The 18,039-nt window shown below is 64.6% G+C and carries 18 protein-coding genes and 1 pseudogene; 14 read left to right on the forward strand and 5 right to left on the reverse strand.

What is annotated here, in order from left to right:
- Positions 1–83: 83 nt before the first annotated feature.
- Complete coding sequence (locus tag BJ6T_RS45220) at positions 84–260, reverse strand: hypothetical protein (RefSeq protein ID WP_014491261.1); 177 nt, start codon at positions 258–260, stop codon at positions 84–86.
- A gap of 165 nt (positions 261–425) precedes the next feature.
- Between BJ6T_RS45220 and BJ6T_RS05285 the strand changes: the two genes are divergently transcribed.
- The 9 genes from BJ6T_RS05285 to BJ6T_RS05325 all read left to right on the forward strand — a co-directional run bounded on the left by BJ6T_RS05285 (position 426) and on the right by BJ6T_RS05325 (position 9,198).
- Positions 426–1,163, forward strand: a complete 738-nt coding sequence (locus tag BJ6T_RS05285; RefSeq protein WP_014491262.1) for a helix-turn-helix transcriptional regulator — start codon at positions 426–428, stop codon at positions 1,161–1,163.
- 83 nt (positions 1,164–1,246) lie between these two features.
- Positions 1,247–1,906 carry an acyl-homoserine-lactone synthase gene (locus BJ6T_RS05290; RefSeq protein WP_014491263.1) on the forward strand — a complete coding sequence of 220 codons (660 nt, stop codon included), beginning with the start codon at positions 1,247–1,249 and terminating at the stop codon, positions 1,904–1,906.
- A 1-nt stretch (position 1,907) separates the two neighbouring features.
- Positions 1,908–2,126: a hypothetical protein gene (locus BJ6T_RS05295; protein WP_014491264.1), complete on the forward strand. Its 219-nt coding sequence runs from the start codon at positions 1,908–1,910 to the stop codon at positions 2,124–2,126.
- A gap of 295 nt (positions 2,127–2,421) precedes the next feature.
- Complete coding sequence (locus BJ6T_RS05300; RefSeq protein WP_014491265.1) at positions 2,422–3,339, forward strand: branched-chain amino acid ABC transporter permease; 918 nt, start codon at positions 2,422–2,424, stop codon at positions 3,337–3,339.
- Complete coding sequence (locus BJ6T_RS05305; RefSeq protein ID WP_014491266.1) at positions 3,336–4,280, forward strand: branched-chain amino acid ABC transporter permease; 945 nt, start codon at positions 3,336–3,338, stop codon at positions 4,278–4,280. The genes BJ6T_RS05300 and BJ6T_RS05305 overlap by 4 nt, the downstream gene beginning before the upstream one ends.
- A complete protein-coding gene (locus BJ6T_RS05310; protein WP_014491267.1) occupies positions 4,273–5,040 on the forward strand; it encodes an ABC transporter ATP-binding protein in 768 nt (255 codons plus the stop codon). The genes BJ6T_RS05305 and BJ6T_RS05310 overlap by 8 nt, the downstream gene beginning before the upstream one ends.
- Complete coding sequence (locus BJ6T_RS05315; RefSeq protein WP_014491268.1) at positions 5,033–5,761, forward strand: ABC transporter ATP-binding protein; 729 nt, start codon at positions 5,033–5,035, stop codon at positions 5,759–5,761. Before BJ6T_RS05310 ends, BJ6T_RS05315 begins: the two co-directional genes overlap by 8 nt.
- Before the next feature lie 153 nt (positions 5,762–5,914).
- Positions 5,915–6,796 (forward strand): helix-turn-helix transcriptional regulator, encoded by an 882-nt coding sequence (locus tag BJ6T_RS05320; protein ID WP_014491269.1) that lies wholly within the window; start codon positions 5,915–5,917, stop codon positions 6,794–6,796.
- Positions 6,797–6,906: 110 nt separating this feature from the next.
- A complete protein-coding gene (locus tag BJ6T_RS05325) occupies positions 6,907–9,198 on the forward strand; it encodes a TonB-dependent siderophore receptor (protein ID WP_014491270.1) in 2,292 nt (763 codons plus the stop codon).
- Positions 9,199–9,506: 308 nt separating this feature from the next.
- On the opposite strand, the gene BJ6T_RS05330 is transcribed toward BJ6T_RS05325, so the two are convergent.
- Both BJ6T_RS05330 and BJ6T_RS05335 read right to left on the reverse strand, forming a co-directional pair.
- On the reverse strand, positions 9,507–10,943 hold the full coding sequence (locus BJ6T_RS05330; protein ID WP_014491271.1) for a glutamine synthetase family protein: 1,437 nt from the start codon (positions 10,941–10,943) through the stop codon (positions 9,507–9,509).
- 199 nt (positions 10,944–11,142) lie between these two features.
- On the reverse strand, positions 11,143–12,501 hold the full coding sequence (locus BJ6T_RS05335; protein WP_014491272.1) for an aromatic ring-hydroxylating dioxygenase subunit alpha: 1,359 nt from the start codon (positions 12,499–12,501) through the stop codon (positions 11,143–11,145).
- A 113-nt stretch (positions 12,502–12,614) separates the two neighbouring features.
- On the opposite strand from BJ6T_RS05335, the gene BJ6T_RS05340 reads away from it, so the two are divergent.
- The 4 genes from BJ6T_RS05340 to BJ6T_RS05355 all read left to right on the forward strand — a co-directional run bounded on the left by BJ6T_RS05340 (position 12,615) and on the right by BJ6T_RS05355 (position 15,834).
- A complete protein-coding gene (locus BJ6T_RS05340; RefSeq protein ID WP_014491273.1) occupies positions 12,615–13,400 on the forward strand; it encodes an IclR family transcriptional regulator domain-containing protein in 786 nt (261 codons plus the stop codon).
- Between the two features lie 68 nt (positions 13,401–13,468).
- On the forward strand, positions 13,469–13,801 hold the full coding sequence (locus BJ6T_RS05345; RefSeq protein ID WP_014491274.1) for a PRC-barrel domain-containing protein: 333 nt from the start codon (positions 13,469–13,471) through the stop codon (positions 13,799–13,801).
- 85 nt (positions 13,802–13,886) lie between these two features.
- Positions 13,887–15,623, forward strand: a complete 1,737-nt coding sequence (gene ybaL / locus BJ6T_RS05350; protein ID WP_014491275.1) for a YbaL family putative K(+) efflux transporter — start codon at positions 13,887–13,889, stop codon at positions 15,621–15,623.
- On the forward strand, positions 15,574–15,834 hold the full coding sequence (locus BJ6T_RS05355) for a hypothetical protein (protein WP_014491276.1): 261 nt from the start codon (positions 15,574–15,576) through the stop codon (positions 15,832–15,834). Before ybaL ends, BJ6T_RS05355 begins: the two co-directional genes overlap by 50 nt.
- A gap of 109 nt (positions 15,835–15,943) precedes the next feature.
- Here the strand turns inward: BJ6T_RS05355 and BJ6T_RS05360 are convergent, their stop codons facing one another.
- On the reverse strand, positions 15,944–16,624 hold the full coding sequence (locus tag BJ6T_RS05360; protein ID WP_014491277.1) for a transglutaminase-like domain-containing protein: 681 nt from the start codon (positions 16,622–16,624) through the stop codon (positions 15,944–15,946).
- A gap of 223 nt (positions 16,625–16,847) precedes the next feature.
- Between BJ6T_RS05360 and BJ6T_RS49560 the strand changes: the two are divergent.
- Positions 16,848–17,123: pseudogene (locus tag BJ6T_RS49560) on the forward strand (B12-binding domain-containing protein); the annotation flags it as partial.
- A gap of 469 nt (positions 17,124–17,592) precedes the next feature.
- On the opposite strand, the gene BJ6T_RS05370 reads toward BJ6T_RS49560, so the two are convergent.
- Positions 17,593–17,988, reverse strand: a complete 396-nt coding sequence (locus tag BJ6T_RS05370; protein ID WP_014491279.1) for a group II truncated hemoglobin — start codon at positions 17,986–17,988, stop codon at positions 17,593–17,595.
- Positions 17,989–18,039 lie beyond the last annotated feature (51 nt).

An 18,039-nucleotide genomic window follows, 5' to 3' on the forward strand; every position in this document is an offset into this window, starting at 1 on the left:
TCAGAATGTTTCGGCCAAAATCGGCACGTTCGAATGGACGGGCGCCGCTCGCGCGGAACGTACGCCTCACCTGTAACTGCGTTCTAGCTCGCCGGGCTCTCGGGCGACGCGCTGCCGGGCCGCTCCGCGCGTTCGCGCTGCAGCACCTCGCGCGCGTACTCGATGATCTTCTGCTTGTTTGCCGTTTCGCGGACGGCGAAAAACACGCGGTTGAGTTCCAGGCCGAGCACGCTGTTGAGGGCGATGTCCTCGTCTTCCATCGTGATTTTCCCGCTTCAGACGCCATAGGTGTAACTTGACGTCACTTCCTCCACAAGTAGATTAAATCTGCGGTGCAGACGAAGGCCGGTAAACTACGGAAGCAGCGAATTGAGGCAGCTCCCAAATACGTGCTATACCGACGGCGAGGCTCAGGAAACGCACCGATGTCCGCCGTAGACGCCGTAGATTATGGCCGGGAAGCGCTCGACTTCATCGAAGGCCTGGGGACCTATCGCAAGGTACCTGACGCCATGAATGCGCTTGAGGCGGCGTTCGGTCGCTTCGGCTTCGAGACCATCATCGTGACGGGGTTGCCGAATCCCGATCAGCGGTTCGCGCAGATGGTGCTTGCCAAGCGCTGGCCGGCAGGATGGTTCAATCTCTACACCCAGAACAATTACGACCGCGTCGACCCCGTCGTGCGGCTGTGCCGGCAATCGGTCAATCCGTTCGAATGGGCGGAAGCGCCTTATGATGCCGAGCTCGAGCCGGACGCGGCCGAGGTGATGAACCGTGCCACCGATTTTCGCATGTCGCGCGGCTTCATCGTGCCGATCCACGGGCTCACCGGCTACGAGGCGGCGGTGTCGCTCGGCGGCGTCCATCTCGACCTCAATCCCCGCAGCAAGCCGGCGTTGCACCTGATGGCAATGTATGGCTTCGACCATATTCGCCGCCTGCTCGATCCGGCGCCGCATCTCTCGACGCGTCTCACCCCGCGCGAGCGCGAGGTGATCGCCTGGGCCTCGCAGGGCAAGTCGGCCTGGGAAATCGGCGAGATCCTGCACATCACGCAGCGTACCGCCGAAGAGCATCTTGCAACCGCCGCGCGCAAGCTCGGTGCCGTCAACCGTACGCATGCGGTTGCACTGGCGATTCGCAACAAGATCATCAATCCCTAAGCGACGTACTGGGAAATTTCCCAATATCGAACCTGCCTCTTTTCGCGGAGGCTGCCCCTCATTCAGGCTGAATGGGGGTTTTCATGATTCACGCAATTTCTTCGGTCAATCGCCACCTTTACGAAGACGTACTCGAACAGCACTTCCGACTACGCCACGACATCTTCGTCGAGGAGCGGCACTGGGAAACTCTGCGCCGGCCTGATTGCCGCGAGGTCGATTCCTACGACGACGAGGACACCGTCTATCTGCTCGCGCTGGAAGGCCGGCGCGTCGTCGGCGGTCACCGGCTCTACCCCACCACCAAGCCCTCGATGATGAGTGAGGTCTTCCCGCATCTGGCATCGGTTCGCGGTTGCCCTGCGAATCCGCTGGTCTGGGAATGGTCGCGCTACTTCGTCGTGCGCGATCGCCGCGACGGCGCTCTCAACCTGCAACTGATGGCGGCGGTGCAGGAGTTCTGCCTCAATCAGGGCATCGCGCAGGTCAGCGCGATCATGGAGACGTGGTGGCTGCCGCGCTTCCATGAGGCCGGCTTCGTCGTGACGCCGCTCGGTCTGCCTGCGCTGGTGGAGAACGCCTGGACCATGGCGGCGACCATCGACATTCGCCGCGAGACCCTCGATGCCCTGCATGATCGCATCGGCATGGATTCGATCGTACAACAGGACGGCCCGCGTCTGGACGCCGTCGCCCGTGCCAACCTCTGCGGCCTTGCTGCCGCGCAACGAAAGAGCGCCTGAGATGTCGAACATGATGCGGGACAGCCAGATCATGGCGCAGACCAAGGACGAGAATCTCGGCTACATGTCCGACATGGCGCTCGAGCTGGCGCAGATGGCGGAAGACACCGGATTGGCAACGCTCGCCTATCTGTTCCGGATGGCGGCGCTGGAAGCCTCGACGGCCGACAGCGTGCTGGCCGAGCCGGATGATCTTCCCCGGCAGATGACGTCGCACTAGACGCCTTCTCCTACTTCCGTCGACCTTCGCGCCCTCTCCCAGGCTTGCCTGGGGGAGGGCGATCGTTTGGGTGCGGCAGGTTGACCCATGCTGCGCGGCAGCCTTCTTGCAGGGCCAATTTCGATCGCATGCACCGGCATGCAACAAAGTGCATGTCTGGTGTTGAATCGCTCTTGCCTCGGAACGATACTGCCATTACCCATTTTCCGCCTTGAAGAGGCAGGGGGAGCTCTTTCACTGATGGCGACCGTGTTCGAACTTCGGCGCGACACCGCGTGCGCCTGAAAGAGTTTTGATGCTGCTCGTCGTCGAACAATTCTTGAACGGATTGCAGTTCGGTCTGCTTCTGTTCCTGCTCGCCGCCGGCCTGACGCTGGTGTTCGGGATCATGGATCTCGTCAACCTCGCGCACGGCTCGCTCTACATGATGGGCGCCTATTTCGCCGCGACTTTTGCGGCCTGGACCGGCAGCTTCCTGCTTGGTGCGCTGATGGCGCTCGGCGCGACTTTGGTGCTCGGCATCGTGCTGGAGATGACGGCGCTGCGGCATCTCTACGGCCGCGACCATCTCGACCACGTGCTCGCGACCTTCGGCCTGATCCTGTTCTTCAATGAAGCCGTGCGGCTGATCTGGGGGCCGGCCGGGCTTGCGCTGCCGCTGCCGGCCTGGCTCACGGTGCCGGTGCCGATCCTGCCCGGCATCCACTATCCCGCTTATCGTCTCGCCATCATCGTGGTGGCGCTGCTGGTCGCGCTGCTGCTCTATCTCGGCGTGATGCGCACCCGCATCGGCATGCTGATCCGGGCCGGCGCCTCCAACCGCGAGATGATCGGCGCGCTCGGCATCAACATCAAGCTGCTCTACACGCTGGTGTTCGGCCTGGGCGCGGCGCTCGCCGGCCTCGCCGGCCTGATGCAGGCGCCGATCCTCACCGTGCAGATCGGCATGGGCGAGAACATCCTGATCCTCGCCTTCGTCATCATCGTGATCGGCGGCATCGGCTCGATCCGCGGCGCGTTCCTCGCCGCGATTTTCGTAGGCATGATCGACACGCTCGGCCGCGCCTTCCTGCCCAACCTGTTGCGGCAGGTGCTGAGCGGCGCCGCCGCCTCCACCGCCGCGCCCGCGCTGTCGTCCATGCTGATCTATCTGCTGATGGCGATCGTGCTGGTGGTGCGGCCGGAGGGGCTGTTTCCGGCCAGCCGTCGATGAAGGCTTTCACTGTGAGCAAGGCCGTGACGGCCCTGATGCTGGCGGGCCTCGTGCTGCTGCCGCTCTATTCGCAGCTGTCCGGCAACATCTTCATCCTGACGCTGTTTACCCGCATCGTCATCCTGGCGCTGGCGGCCGCGAGCCTCAACCTCATCATGGGCTTTGGCGGCATGATGAGCTTCGGCCACGCCGCCTATCTCGGCATCGGCGGCTACGCGGTCGGCATGCTCGCGCAGGAAGGCGTCGGCTCCGGCTTCATCCAGTTCCCGGTCGCGCTCGCGGCTTCCGCGATCTATGCGCTGGTGATCGGCGCGCTCTCGCTTCGTACGCGTGGCGTCTACTTCATCATGATCACGCTGGCGTTTGCGCAGATGGCCTATTACGTCGCCTCGGGCCTCGCACGTTACGGCGGCGATGACGGTCTCACCGTCTACAAGCGCAGCGACTTCTCCGGCCTGATCAACCTGTCGAACCGCACGCAGTTCTATTATCTCTGCCTCGCCTGCCTGTTCGCCGTGATCGTCCTGATCTGGCGCATCGTCAATTCGCGCTTCGGCCTCGTCTTGCAGGGGCTGCGCTCCAACGAGCAGCGCATGCAGGCGATCGGCTTTCCGGCAAAACGCTACCAGCTCGTCTGCTTCGTCATCTCAGGCACGATGTGCGGCCTTGCCGGCGCGCTGCTTGCCAACAACACCGATTTCGTCAGCCCGGCCGTGATGTACTGGACCCGCTCCGGTGACCTCATGGTGATGGTGATCCTGGGGGGCATGGGCACGCTGTTCGGCCCGGTGATGGGCGCGGTGGTGTTTTTGCTGCTGGAAGAATTCCTGTCGCAGATCACCGAATACTGGGCGCTGATCATGGGCCCGCTGTTGCTGCTGATCGTGCTGTTCGGCCGCGGCGGCATCATGGGCCTGCTCGGGAGGCTCAATCGTGGCTGAACCGCTGCTCCGCGTCGAAAAGCTGGTGCGCCGCTTCGGCGGCATCGTTGCGACGGACAACGTCTCGCTCGACGTCGCGGCCGGCGAGCTGCACGCCATCATCGGCCCGAACGGTGCCGGCAAGACCACGCTGATCAGCCAGCTCACCGGGCACCTCGAACCGCATTCCGGCAGCGTCTCGCTGGCGGGGCGCGACATCACCTATCTGCCGGCCTATCGCCGCTGCGCGCTGGGGCTCGCCCGTTCGTTCCAGATCACCTCGCTGCTGCTCGACTTCACTGCCGCCGACAATGTCGCGCTGGCGGCGCAGGCGCATGCAGGCCACTCGTTCCGCTTCTTCGCCAACGCGCGCAAGGAAAAGGGCTTGCGCGATTCCGCGCATGCCGCCCTCGACCGCGTCGGCCTGTTGCACCGCGCCGACGTCGTGGTGTCCAGGCTCAGCCATGGCGAGCGGCGCGAGCTCGAGCTTGCGGTTGCGCTCGCCAGCAAGCCGAAATTGCTGTTGCTCGACGAGCCGATGGCGGGCCTCGGCGTCACTGAGTCCCAGCGCATGGTGAGACTGCTCCAGGAGCTGCGCAAGGAGGTCTCGATCGTGCTGGTCGAGCACGATATGCCGGCGGTGTTCGCGCTCGCCGACCGCATCTCGGTGCTGGTCTATGGCCGCGTCATCGCTTCGGGCGATCCGGCCGCGATCCGCGCCAACGAGGACGTCAAACGCGCCTATCTCGGCGACCAGCACGTGGTGACGCACCATGTCTGAAACGGTGATGGCTGACACGCTGCTCGACGTCGACGGCATCGAGACCTGCTACGGCCTCTCCCAGGTGCTGTTCGGCCTGTCGCTGTCGATCAAGGCGGGCGAGATGGTCTCGCTGATGGGCCGCAACGGCATGGGCAAGACCACGACCATCCGCTCCATCATGGGCCTCACTCCGGCGCGCGCCGGAACGATCCGCTTCGCCGGCGCAGAAGTCCGGCAGCTGCCGTCCTACAGAATTGCAAAACTCGGGGTCGGCCTCGTCCCCGAGGGGCGCCAGATCTTCCCGAACCTCACGGTGCGCGAAAATCTGGTCGCGGCCGCAGCCGATCGCTTCGGCAGCAGCAATCCCTGGACGCTCGCCGCGATCTACGTGATGTTTCCGCGCCTCGCCGAGCGTGCCGCCAACATGGGCAACCAGCTCTCTGGCGGCGAGCAGCAGATGCTCGCGATCGGCCGCGCGCTGATGACCAACCCAAAACTGCTGATCCTCGACGAAGCGACCGAAGGCCTCGCCCCGCTGATCCGCGAAGAAATCTGGAACTGCCTGTCGCTGCTCAAGAGCCGGGGACAGTCGATCCTGGTCGTCGACAAGAACGTCGATCACCTCGCCCGCATCTGCGACCGCCACTACATCATCGAGCGCGGCAAGACGGTGTGGAGCGGCACGTCCGTCGAGCTGATGGCGGAGCCGGATCTCCAGCACAAATATCTGGGCATCTGACGCGCTCCTGGATCTGGTTGCCGTATCGTCCGTGCGGGATCGCCGCGCGCGCAGAACCGCGTCGAGGACGTCAGTTTCGAAGCTCTCCAAACTGCGCGCAGAGGTCTTGAGTGCGCCGCCGCCAGCCGCCAATGTCGCGGCGTAGCGGATTCGATGCAGGACTTTTACAATCAAATTGCCGGACGGCCTGACGACGACATCATCGGCTCCGCACAGCGAGGCGCTGCGACAGCGCCTCAATGGCTGGATTTCCCGGGCTGTGTGTTCATCAGAGGTGAGTTTCGCGCCGATCCCGATCGGCCCGCGATCGTAGCGCCGGGCTTGTTCATCTCCGTCGCACTCGATGAAGGCGCAGGCCGCGGCATTCTGACGCGCGCAACCGGCGAAAGGCAGATGACGGCGATTGCCGTGCGCGAATCCCTTTCCGTGGGAGGCTCGGTTCGCTGCGGCGAACGTCCTGCGATCGGCCTGGCGCTTCCCCAAGCCTCGATCGACGGGCTTGGACTCGGCGACGAGGTTCGGGCGCTGTTCAAGACCGACGCGTTGGGCACGGCCATCGTCCGTCTCCCGGCGTCTCCGCGTGTGCACGCCCTCGCGGCAGAAATGTTCTCGCCACCGGTGGCCGGAAACGCGACGCAATTGCTGCTGTCGGCGCATGCCGCCGAGATCGTGGTCCACGCCTTGTCCGGCGAGCGCGGGATCGCGCTCGATCCTGCGGCCGACCTCCAGCGGGTGCGGTTGCAATCGGTCAAGGCGCGCATGGATGCCGATCTCGCTTATCCCTGGAGCATCGACGAGCTGGCGCGGAATGCGGGGCTGAGCCGCCGGTCCTTCAACCAGAAATTCCAGATGGCGTATGGCGAGAGCGCGATCGACTATTTGCGGGCTCGCCGGCTCGATGCCGCACGTGACTTGCTGATTCATCAACGCTTGTCGGTCACCGAGGCGGCCTTTCGGGTCGGCTATGCCCATCCGGCCAATTTCGCGACGGCGTTCCGCAGGCACTTCGGCTATTCGCCGAGCCGCTGTCAGTGAACTTGAACGCCTCCACGTGCGATCAAAGGTGATTTGCGCGCGCGCAAAGGCGGCGTGCGCCTCGATCTGGTTACTCCCGGGTTGTTCGAACACGGAACTCGGGGAAGACAATGACGCGCAACGACGGGCGGACGCTCGGCTGGGAACGGATGGCGAGAACCGGTCTGAGAGCGGCCGGCCTGGGAATAGTCCTGCATGCAGCGCCGTCGGTCGCACAGACCTCCGGGACCAATTCGACGCCGACGGCGGCGACATTGCCTCCCGTCACGGTGGAGGCACCGATCCAGGCGCGTCCGCGTACCCAGCCCGCTCAGCGAGCTTCGCAGTCGTCGCGCGGCCGCGTCGCGACGCAACGCAATGCCAGGCCCGCGCCAGCCGGAAATCCGGGTGTGCGCGAGGCCGGTGCCGGTCGCGCCAACGCGTCGAGCGAGAGCAGCTATGTTGCAGACAGCAGCTCGGCGGGTACCAAGACCAACACGCCCTTGCTCGAGACGCCGCAGTCGATCTCGGTCGTCACGCGCAAGGAACTCAATGATCGTGCCGTCCAATCGCTGACAGAGGCGGTTGGCTATGAACCCGGCGTCCGCATCGATGCGTCCGGCTTCGATCCGCGGTTCGACGCCATCGCGATCCGCGGCTTCGACATCACCTATAACGGCGTTTATCTTGACGGCCTACGGCTCGTCGGAGCCGGTCTCAGCGTGTTCAAGACCGAGCCTTATGGGGTCGACAGCATCACCGTGGTCCGTGGACCGAGTTCGGCCCTCTATGGCCTCGGCTCCCCCGGCGGACTGATCGACCTGTCGAGCAAGCTGCCGACCAGCCAGCCGTTTCACGAGGTGCAAACGGTGTTCGGCGACCGCGATCGCATTCAGGGCAATTTCGACCTGTCGGGCCCGGTCGATGCCAACGGTCAATTTTCGTATCGGCTGGCCGGCGTGGTGCGCGACGCGGACGTGTTCGTGCCGGGCGGCAAGGACAATCGGACCTACATCGCTCCCGCCGTGACCTGGAAGCCGGATCAATCGACCACCCTCACGATTCTCGGGTCCTATCAGAAGTCGAAGACGCCCGGATCGATGTTCACCTATTCCACGGGCACCGGCACCACCACGGACATCTTTACGGGCAGTCCGTCCTACAATTCGCTCGATCAGGAGCAGGGACGTGTGGGCTACCTGTTCGAGCATGCGTTCAACAACGACGTGACCGTCCGCCAGAAATTCCGCTACGTCGATGTCGATGCGGTCACCCGTTATGTCGGCTTTCTCGGCGCTCCCGTGGGCAATGTCGTCTCGCGCTACACCGGCTACGTCCACGACACGCTGCAATCGGCCATCATGGACAACCAGGTCGAGGCCAGGCTATCGACCGGACCCGTGCAGCACACACTCCTGGTCGGCACCGACTACACCTCGTCGAAGTTCAACGACAAGCAGGGATTCGGCTTCGGCGTCTCCGATCTCAACCTGGCGACGCCGGTCTACGCGCCGGAATCCATTCCCGATCCCGCGATCTCATCCTCGACGGCCCAGCGGCAAACCCAGTCCGGGGTGTATGTTCAGGACCAGGCCAGGCTCGATCACTGGATCCTGACATTGAGCGGCCGCAGCGACTGGGTCAGCACCACGGGTGAGGATCTGTTCGCGCTGACCCGGCAGACGCAGTCCGATCAGGCCTATAGCGGGCGAGCCGGGTTGACCTATGTGTTCGATTCCGGCGTTGCGCCTTACGTCGCCTATTCGACCTCGTTCTTTCCCAATCTCGGCGTCGATCCGTCGGGCGCGTTCTTCAAGCCGACCACCGGCAAGCAGACTGAAGTCGGTGTGAAGTACCAGCCGCAGGGCACGAGGAGCTTCATTACCGCGGCGGTGTTCGATTTGACCCAGGACGGCGGCCTGGTCACGACGGGGACGGGCGTGACGGTCCAGCGTGGCGAGATTCAAAGCCGCGGCTTCGAGTTGCAGGCGCTTGCCAGCCTAGGTGGCGGTTTCGACATCACCTCGTCGTACACCTATCTCGACATGGTGACCAAGCAGGCCGCTGACGACTCGCTGATCGGCAAGTTTCCCTCGGGCAATCCTCCGCACACGGCGACGCTGTGGGCGAACTATGCCCTGCCGCTGGCCGGACCGTTCGCGGGATTGAGCGTCGGTGGCGGCGCGCGTTACATGTCCTGGAGCTACGGCGATGATGCGAACACGTTCAAGAACAGCTCGGTAACCCTGATCGACGCGGCGCTGAAATATGATTTTGGCCAGGCGGCGAAGGAGCTGAGGGGCCTTCAGTTCCAGGTCAATGCCAAGAACCTGTTCAATCTGCACTACACCACGTGCCAGGTCGGTTATTGCTACCGCGGCGCGCCGCTGACCGTCATCGCAACGCTAGGCTATCGCTGGTGAATCAGCTTGCGCATTCGAACCCCGGTTATTCGGTCAATATGCCTTACCCAAATCGCTGGGCGACTAACGCGCCAGGTGGTGCGTGCCGATCTCAACCAAGGTGGTCCGGCAGGACAGGCGGTAGATCAGGCTGAACAACTGAACCCACATGATCGAACTCCGCTGTTGATCATATGCAGGGATACTAGGCCCCGAGTCTTTCCGGCCGTTTTCGAGGGACAGGGAAAATGGCTTCGTCGGCGGGCGCCGTGATGTCGTCGGAACAGGCCGGACGAAGTCGCCTCACGCGGGCGTGAGACGTATCTCGGTCAAAACACCTCGAAATATTCGCGGTGCTCCCAGTCGGTCACCTCTGACAGGAAGCGGTCGATCTCGGCATTCTTGATGTGGGTGTAGTAGTCGACGAACTCAGGCCCGAACTTCTCGCGGAAGAACGGATCGTCCTTCAGCGCGGCGACCGCATCGCGCAAGCTTTTCGGCAACGGCGGCGCCTTGGTCTCGTAGGGCGTGTCGGCGGACGGGCCGGGGTCGAGCTTGCGGTCGACGCCGTCGAGGCCCGAGAGAATCTGGGAGGCCATGTAGAGATAGGGATTGGCGGCGGGCTCGCCGATCCGGTTCTCCAGGCGCGTTGCGGCATCATTGGCGCCGCCGAGCACGCGGATCATCACGCCGCGATTGTCGCGGCCCCAGATCGCGCGGTCCGGCGCCAGCGAATAGGAACGGTAGCGCTTGTAGCCGTTGATGGTCGGCGTGGTGAACACGGTCGAGGCGCGGGCGTGGTCGAGCAGGCCGGCAAGGTACGCCCGGCCGAACGCGCTGAGCGGCTCGCTGCCGTCCTTCGCCATGAACTGATTTTCGCCGGACGCGCGCGAGACGATCGACTGATGCAAATGCCAGCCGCTCGCGAACACGTTCGGCAGTTTCGGCCGGCACATGAAGGTGGCGTGATAGCCGTGGCGGCGCGCGATCTGCTTCACGGCAGAGCGGAACAGCACCATGTTGTCAGCGGGCTCCAGCCCCCTCTTCGGTGCGAAGGTGAATTCGCACTGGCTCGGCCCGAACTCGACCTCGACCGAGCGCAAGGGCAGTCCGAGCGCGACGATATCGCGGCGCAGGATCTCCAGCACCGGCTCCATCTGATCGAAGCGCTGCTCGGTGAGGTATTGATAGCCGTGGCTGAGCAGACTCACCGACGGCGGCGTGCCGGGCTGGCCGGCATCCTCGGGGCGCATATGCGCGTCGTCGAGCTTGAAAATGTGGAATTCAACCTCGAGGCCGGCGACGAAATCGTGGCCGCGGCCGCTGAGATCATCGAGCACCTTGCGGTACAGGCCGCGGGTCGCGAACGGTACGGGACGGCCGTCGCCAAAATGGAGATCGCAGAGCACCCAGCCCGTCGCGGGCGCCCATGGCAGCACGCGGAACGTGGTAGGGTCGGCGACCATCAACACGTCGGCCGCGCCCTCCATCTCCTTCATGCCGAATCCGCCGCCTGACGTAAACACCGGAAACACCGTGCGGTGCGAGGTATCCTTGGCGAGCATGGTCGTGGTGATGGAGCAGCCACTCTCCAGCGAGGCGATCGCCTCGGCGGCGATGATGGTCTTGCCGCGCAAAATGCCGTGCTGGTCCGGGAAGGCGAGGCGGATGACCTCGAGGTTCTTTTCCTCGACGATGCGGCGCAGGCGGGCTGCGGCGTCCCTCTGCTCATCCGACCACAGCGCATGACGCGCGACGAAAGTCACTGCTATCTCTCCTTGATACTCGGTCCGAGCATAGCCCACGCTGTCACCGTCCGCCTTGTGCGCGTTGCGCACTGGGGCGGACGATCCAGTACTCCAGAGGCGGTAACGTATCCACGAGAGGCCGCGGCGTACTGGATGCCCCGCCTTCGCGGGGCATGACAGCGGAGTATGTGGCGCCCGCCGCTGATTGACGGCATTATCACTCCGCCGCCGTCAGCCGATGCACGTTGTCGGCGATCTCCTTCGGCACCGGCGCGGCCCAAGGTGCGCCGCGGCGGCGCTTGACGTCGACCTCCATCCAGTAGAGCTCCCAACCCTGGGTCGGCCCAATGCCGTCCATGGTGGCCGGTCCCTGGATGCTGCGCGCCCTGCTCTCGTCCAGGAACAGCATCGGCTTCTCGCCGCCGCCGACCTTCTCGATCTCCTGCCGCAGCAGGCGGCGGTACTGCACGATCGCCTTGTCGCTCGAGCCGAGATGCTCCTTGGTGCGGTCCTGGATCGCGCCCATGGATTCCACCGCCCACTGGTCGTGGACGTTGATGTCGGTGCCCATGCCGGTATAGGTCGCGGTCGCCTGCTCGTGCGGATCGAAGCCGTAATCGTTGCCGCTGTTCTTGCGCGATTTGTAGTCGGGCAGCTCATAGAGCTCGAGCCGCTGATCGCGCATCTTCTGCTTGTCGACCGCGTTGGTGTAGCTGGTGAAGATCGCGTACCAGTAGCAGTTCTCGTCGTCGACCGGCACGTGCCACTGCGTGATCGTCATTTCCGTGCTCATGGGGATGACGAAGCCGTGCGGGAAGAGCTGGTTGGTGACGCGCACATGAGTGCGCTCCTCGTCGATCTCGCGCAGCGCGATCAGCCGCAGGCCATATTCGGTGTGCTCGACATTGATGATCGGACGGTCGTATTCGCGCAGGATCTTTGTCATCGGCAGATCAGAGCCGGCGGAGGCGCCGCGGAACTGCTTGCCGTAAGCCGTCGACGTATCCTCGTCCTCGAAGAAGCGGTGCAGATAGGAGGCGTGTGCGGGATCGATGCCGACCTCGAGGGCCTGAAGCCAGTTGCAGGCCATGTGGCCCTTGAACGCAAAAGTGTGCGTGCCGGGCGCGACAAAGCAGTCGAGCTCCGGAAATGCCGGCGGCTCACCCTCGCCGAGATAAGCCCACAGGATGCCGCTCTTCTCGACCACGGGATAGGAACGCTGGCGAATGTTCTGGCAGAGTTTTGAATCCTTCGGCTCGGCCGGCGTCTCGATGCACTGGCCAGTGGCGTCGAACAGCCAGCCATGGAAGGCGCAGCGCAGGCCGCCATGTTCGAGACGTCCGAAGGCGAGGTCGGCGCCGCGATGGGCGCAGTGACGGTCGATCAGGCCGTAGCGTCCGCTCTCGTCGCGGAACAGCACCAGGTTCTCGCCGAGCAGTTTGACGGGGCGGATCGGGCGCGCGCCCTCCAGCTCGTCGACCAGCGCCGCCGGCTGCCAGTAGCTCCGCATCAGCTTGCCGCAGGGGTCCTTCGGACCGGTACGGGTGATCAGGTCGTTCTGCTCCTGGCTCATCATGGCGGCTGCGTCCTTTGTCGGAGAGGCGTTTGTTCGCCTATTGAACGAATGGGCGAATTATGCCATGCATTAGTCCGGCGGCAAGCAATATTTTGCAGGATGTTCCCGGACCTATGCCCAAGCTGAAGCGCAGCGAAAACGACGAGCGGGCGACGGATTTCGTCGAGAGCCTCGATCGCGGCCTGCGCCTGCTGCAATGTTTCGGCACGACCACCGGTCCGATGACGCTGAGCGATCTCGCCCGCGCCGCAGAGCTGCCGCGCGCCACCGCCCGGCGCATGCTGTTCACGCTTCAGCGCGGCGGCTTCGTCGCCGGCGACGGCAAGCTGTTCTCGCTGACGCCGCACGTGCTGACGCTCGCGGCGTCCTACCTGCGCTCCAGCCAGCTCGTCGCCGTGCTTCAGCCGGTGCTCGATCGCGTCGCCACGGCAGCTCAGGAAATCTCCTCGCTCGCGGTGCTCGACGGCGACGACGTCGTGTTTGTCGCGCGCAGCAGCCCGGCGCGGATGTTTTCGGGTGGGCTCGAGATCGGCTACCGGCTGCCGGCGTTCTGCACCTCGGTCGGCCGCGCCATGCTCGGGCAGTTCGATGATGCAGCGCTTGCCGCACGCCTGAAGACAATGAAGCGCGAGATGTTGACGCCGCAGACGGTGACGGATCCCAAGGCGCTGCTCGCCAGCATCACAGCCGATCGCGACCAGGGCTATTCGCTGGTCGATCGCGAGGCAGAGCCGCATTTCCGCTCGATCTCGGTTCCAGTGCGCCGCTACGACGGCGTGATCGTCGCCGCCATCAACATGGGCGCCCATGTCGATCGCGTGCCGGCAGGGGAGCTGGTTGACCGGTTGCTCCCGCTGCTCCGCGAAGGCGCGGAGTCCGTGCGGTCGCAGCTGTTATAGCAACGATCGTTGGCGCCGCGCGTCCGCGGGCCTATAATCTCGTCAAGCAAGACAACAGGGAGGACGCCATGAAACACACCATGGTTCCCAGTGATCGCGTGGAGCACGTCTGCGTCTACGGGCGCGACGGCGCGAAGCTCGGTTCGATCGAGCGGCTGATGCTCGACAAGGTGACCGGCACGGTCGCCTACGCCGTGATCAGGACCGGCGGGCTGCTCGGCACGCACCACCATTATCCTGTGCAGTGGGGCGCGCTGAAATACGATCCTGCGCGGCAGGCTTTTCGTGTCGAGGTGACGCAGGACGAACTCGCCAGCGGACCGTGCGAGTTCGACGGCGACGAATTCGACTGGGGCGATCGTTCGCGGCCCTACGCGCACCCGAATTATTGGTCGATCTGACGGCGCGATCGCGGCAGGCGTCGCGCGCTGAGCCGCCTCACTTGGTCGCGGTGCGCCGACGCGCTCGCTGTGTCAAAAGGCAAAAATGCCGCATGACACACCTCTCATCGCCACCATCGTCGTCGGACTGGGACTAGCTTTCGTACTCGGAACTATAGCGCAGCGGTTCCGCATTCCGCCGCTTGTCGGCTACCTGCTCGCCGGCGTTGCCGTCGGCCCGTTCACGCCGGGCTTCGTCGCCGACCAGGCGCTTGCGACTGAGCTCGCCGAGCTCGGCGTTATCTTGCTGATGTTCGGCGTCGGCCTGCATTTTTCGCTCCAGGATCTGCTGAGCGTCCGCAACATCGCCGTTCCCGGCGCCGTCGTTCAAATCGCCGTTGCGACGCTGATGGGGCTCGGCCTTGCATGGCTGATGGGCTGGAGCGTGGGTGCGGGACTCGTGTTCGGACTGGCGTTGTCGGTCGCAAGCACTGTTGTTCTGCTCCGCGCGCTCCAGGAGCGGCGCCTGATGGAGACCGATCGCGGCCGCATCGCGGTCGGCTGGCTCATCGTCGAGGACCTCGCGATGGTGCTCGTGCTGGTGCTGTTCCCGGCGATCGCAAGCCTTCAGGGCGCCAGCGGCGACAAGCCAGCCTTCGAGCCGCTGGCTGCGCAGGCCGGCTTCGGGCTTGCCGGCATCGTGATGCTGACCCTGGCCAAGATCATCGTGTTCATCGGGCTGATGCTGGTGGTCGGGCGCCGGGTGATTCCCTGGATCCTGCACTACATCGCGCATACCGGCTCGCGCGAATTGTTCCGTCTTGGCGTGCTTGCGATCGCGTTGTGCATCGCGTTCGGTGCGACGAAGCTGTTCGATGTCTCGCTGGCGCTGGGCGCGTTCTTCGCCGGCATGATGCTGCGGGAATCGCCGCTCAGCGCGCGCGCCGCGCAGGAATCGCTGCCGCTGCGCGATGCCTTCGCGGTGCTGTTCTTCGTCTCGGTCGGCATGATGTTCGATCCGATGAGCGTGGTCCGCGAGCCCTGGCCGCTGCTCGCGACGCTGGCGATCATCATGCTCGGCAAATCACTCGCGGCGTTCCTGATCGTGGCGCTGTTCCGGCATCCGGTCGCGACCGCGCTGACGATCTCGGCGAGCCTGTCGCAGATCGGCGAGTTCTCGTTCATCCTGGCCGAGCTCGGCGTCGCCTCGCAGATCCTTCCCAGCGACGGTCGCGACCTGATCATGGCCGGCGCGATCCTCTCCATCATGCTCAACCCGCTGATGTTCGCGGCCGCCACCTGGCTCGCGCCGCGTCTCGACCCGCGCCGGGATTCACCGCAGGCCGCGGCCGCCGTGCCCGAACCGATCCGCACCACGGACCTGACCGACCACACGATCGTGATCGGCTATGGCCGCGTCGGCGCGCTCGTCGGCGATGCCCTGAAGCAGCGGCAATTGCCGTTCCTTGTCGCCGAGGTCGGCGAGAATGCGCTGGCGAAGCTTAAGCAGGGCGGCATCGAGACCGTCATGGGCAATGCCGCGCAGCCCGAAATTCTCGGCGCCACCAATCCGTCACGGGCGCGGCATCTCGTGATCGCGATCCCCGAGGCGTTCGAGGCGGGGCAGATCGTGCAGCAGGCGCGCGCGGCCAATCCGGACATCCGCATCATCGCGCGGGCGCATGCGGATGCCGAGGTCGATCATTTGAAGGGGCTGGGGGCGGATGTGGTCATCATGGGCGAGCGGGAGATCGCGCGCGGCATGATCGAGGAGCTGGAGAGGAGATATCCGGATGCTGCCCAGCAAGATCCCCGAGCGCTCGCGGTCGGTTCGGTCGTTTGACCTGATCACGCCACAGGGCCGGACCTACCGCTTCCCGCCGCCGACATTGTCGCAGCGGTTGTTCCGGTTGCTGTTCGCGCATGCGGAGACGGTGGCGATTTCGGCGGCGATCCTGGCGTTGATTTATGTGGCGGGCTTTGCCGCCGAAGCACTCGACCGTTCGGTGTTCGACGCGTGCAACGATCGGGTGGGATTGCGCAGGGTGGGTTAGCCTCGGCGTCGTGAGATGTGCCGTCGCGCCGTCGAGCACACTGCGCTCCCTCCCCTCTTGCAGGGGAGGGAACAGAGCGCGTGCTCAGTGAGAGGACTGCCCCGAAATCTCACCGCCCCTCCGCCTCGCGCTCCATGTCACGGCCCGACAGGTCCTCGCCCTGCATGTTGGCATAGTCCCTCGCCATCTCGCGCATCAGGAACTTGGCCGGCACGTCGTGATAGGTGCCGCGGTCGTTGACATATTGCATATAGGCGCGGCCCTCGCCGTCGAAGGGATGCAGCAGCGCGTCGGTGTGTCCGTCGAAATCGAGCGGGGCCACGCCGACCTTGGCGCAGAGCGTGTCGTTGAAGGTCGGCGTCGCCTTGCGCCAGGCGCCGTCGACATGCACTTCCGTGAAGCCGTGCCAGGTGAAGATGTCGGTGCCCATGCTCGCGCGCAGCTTCTCGGTGGTGAGATGGTTCTTCACATCCGCAAAGCCGACCCGGGCGGGAATGCCGTGGACGCGGCAGGCGGCGGCATAGAGCGAGGCCTTGCCGACGCAATAGCCTTGCCCCGCGGCAAGCACGCTCGATGCACGAAACGTGTCGGCGACGCGCATGCTGACGTAAGGGTTGTAGCGGATGCCGTCGCGCACCGCCTTGTAGAGCACACTCGCCTTCTCGCGGGCGCTGGCGTCCGCGTGCACGGCGGCCTCGGCGAATTGCCGCACGGCGGGATGATCGCTGTCGATGTACTCGCCGGGATCGGTATAGAGGCGGCGTATCGTGTCGGGCAGGGGTGCTGTCATGCGTCAAGCTTAGCAGGCAGCCTCCGCGCGACTCAAATTCGTTCGTTGCAAGCCGCCTATGCCGCACGCGACACTACCCGGTCACCACTTGCGTTGAGACGTTGCCGCTTTCGAAAGCGGCAATGCTGCGTTACGCTTACCGGAGCCGACGCCCTTAATGTGGTCCTTGGGGAGTCAGAGCGTGCTGAAATGGTGTGCCCATTGCCAGCAATTCATCGGCGAGATGCGGCCGTACGCCGACTTCAGCATCACGCACGGGCTGTGCCGGAAATGCTCGGGTGAACAGCCCGATTTGCTCAGCGGCGATGAATATGCCCATGCGGTCGCGCTGCGGGACATCTTTCAGGCGCTGTTTGCCGCGGGTCGCAGGAGCGATTTCGACGCGGCCGGGCCGCTGGTCGACAACGCCATCGCCGTCCATTGCCGGCCGGTCGACATTCTCATCGGCATGATCGCGCCGATGCTCTACGAGATCGGCAACGCCTGGGAGCGCGGCACGCTCACCGTCGCTGGCGAGCACGAATTCACCGCCTTCGCCGAGCGGGTAGTCGATCTTGTCGAGGCCAAGATGAGGCAGGCCTGGTCGCAGCCGGCGCGGCATGCAGGCGACGGCTGCTATCTCCTGATGAACGCGCCGGGCAATATCCACGTGGTGGGCATTCGCATCCTCGGCCTCTGGCTGCAAAACCAGGGATGGCGGACGCGCCATGTCGACGATCTCACCGTTCTCGATGTCCTGTCCGAGCCGGCGATCGCGGGTGAGCCCAAGACGCTGCTCGTTTCGATCGCCCTACGCGAGCAGTGCGACGCCGTCGCGTCGCTCATCGAGCGCGTGCAAGCATTGCCGGCGCCCAGCCGTCCAAACATTTTCCTCGGCGGCTACGCCGTGAAAACCCACCTGGTGCCGCGGATCCCCGGAGTGAAGCTTGCCGCCGACATCAGCGGCACTCGGCCTCGACTGAACGCGGCTAGCTGCGGTTGCGCATCCAGTCGGCCAGGCCCGATATCGCGCGATCGAGATCCTGCCGCGCGGCGCTGTCTGTCACCGTCTCCTCCATCGCACCGCGCATGCAGAGCAGCCACGCATCGCGCTCGGCATCGCCGATGGCAAAGCCGATATGCCGCTGCCGCAGCCGCGGATGGCCCTTCTCGGGAGTATAGAGCTTTGGGCCGCCGGTCCATTCGGTGAGATAGCGCTTCAGCACGTCCCTGATCAGGCCGAGATCATCCGCATGCATGGCGCGGATCATCTGCGCCTCCGGCAGCGTGTCCATGCGGTCGTAGAAGCGGTCGACGAGGGCATCGATCGTGGTGCTGCCGCCGATCCGCTCGAACATGGAGGTGGTGACGTCGCTGGTGGTCATTCATCAAGTCCTGGTGTGTGCTGTCTGGCCCTTCATATCGTTCTCTTTCGA

Source organism: Bradyrhizobium japonicum USDA 6 (assembly GCF_000284375.1).
GTDB lineage: Bacteria > Pseudomonadota > Alphaproteobacteria > Rhizobiales > Xanthobacteraceae > Bradyrhizobium > Bradyrhizobium japonicum.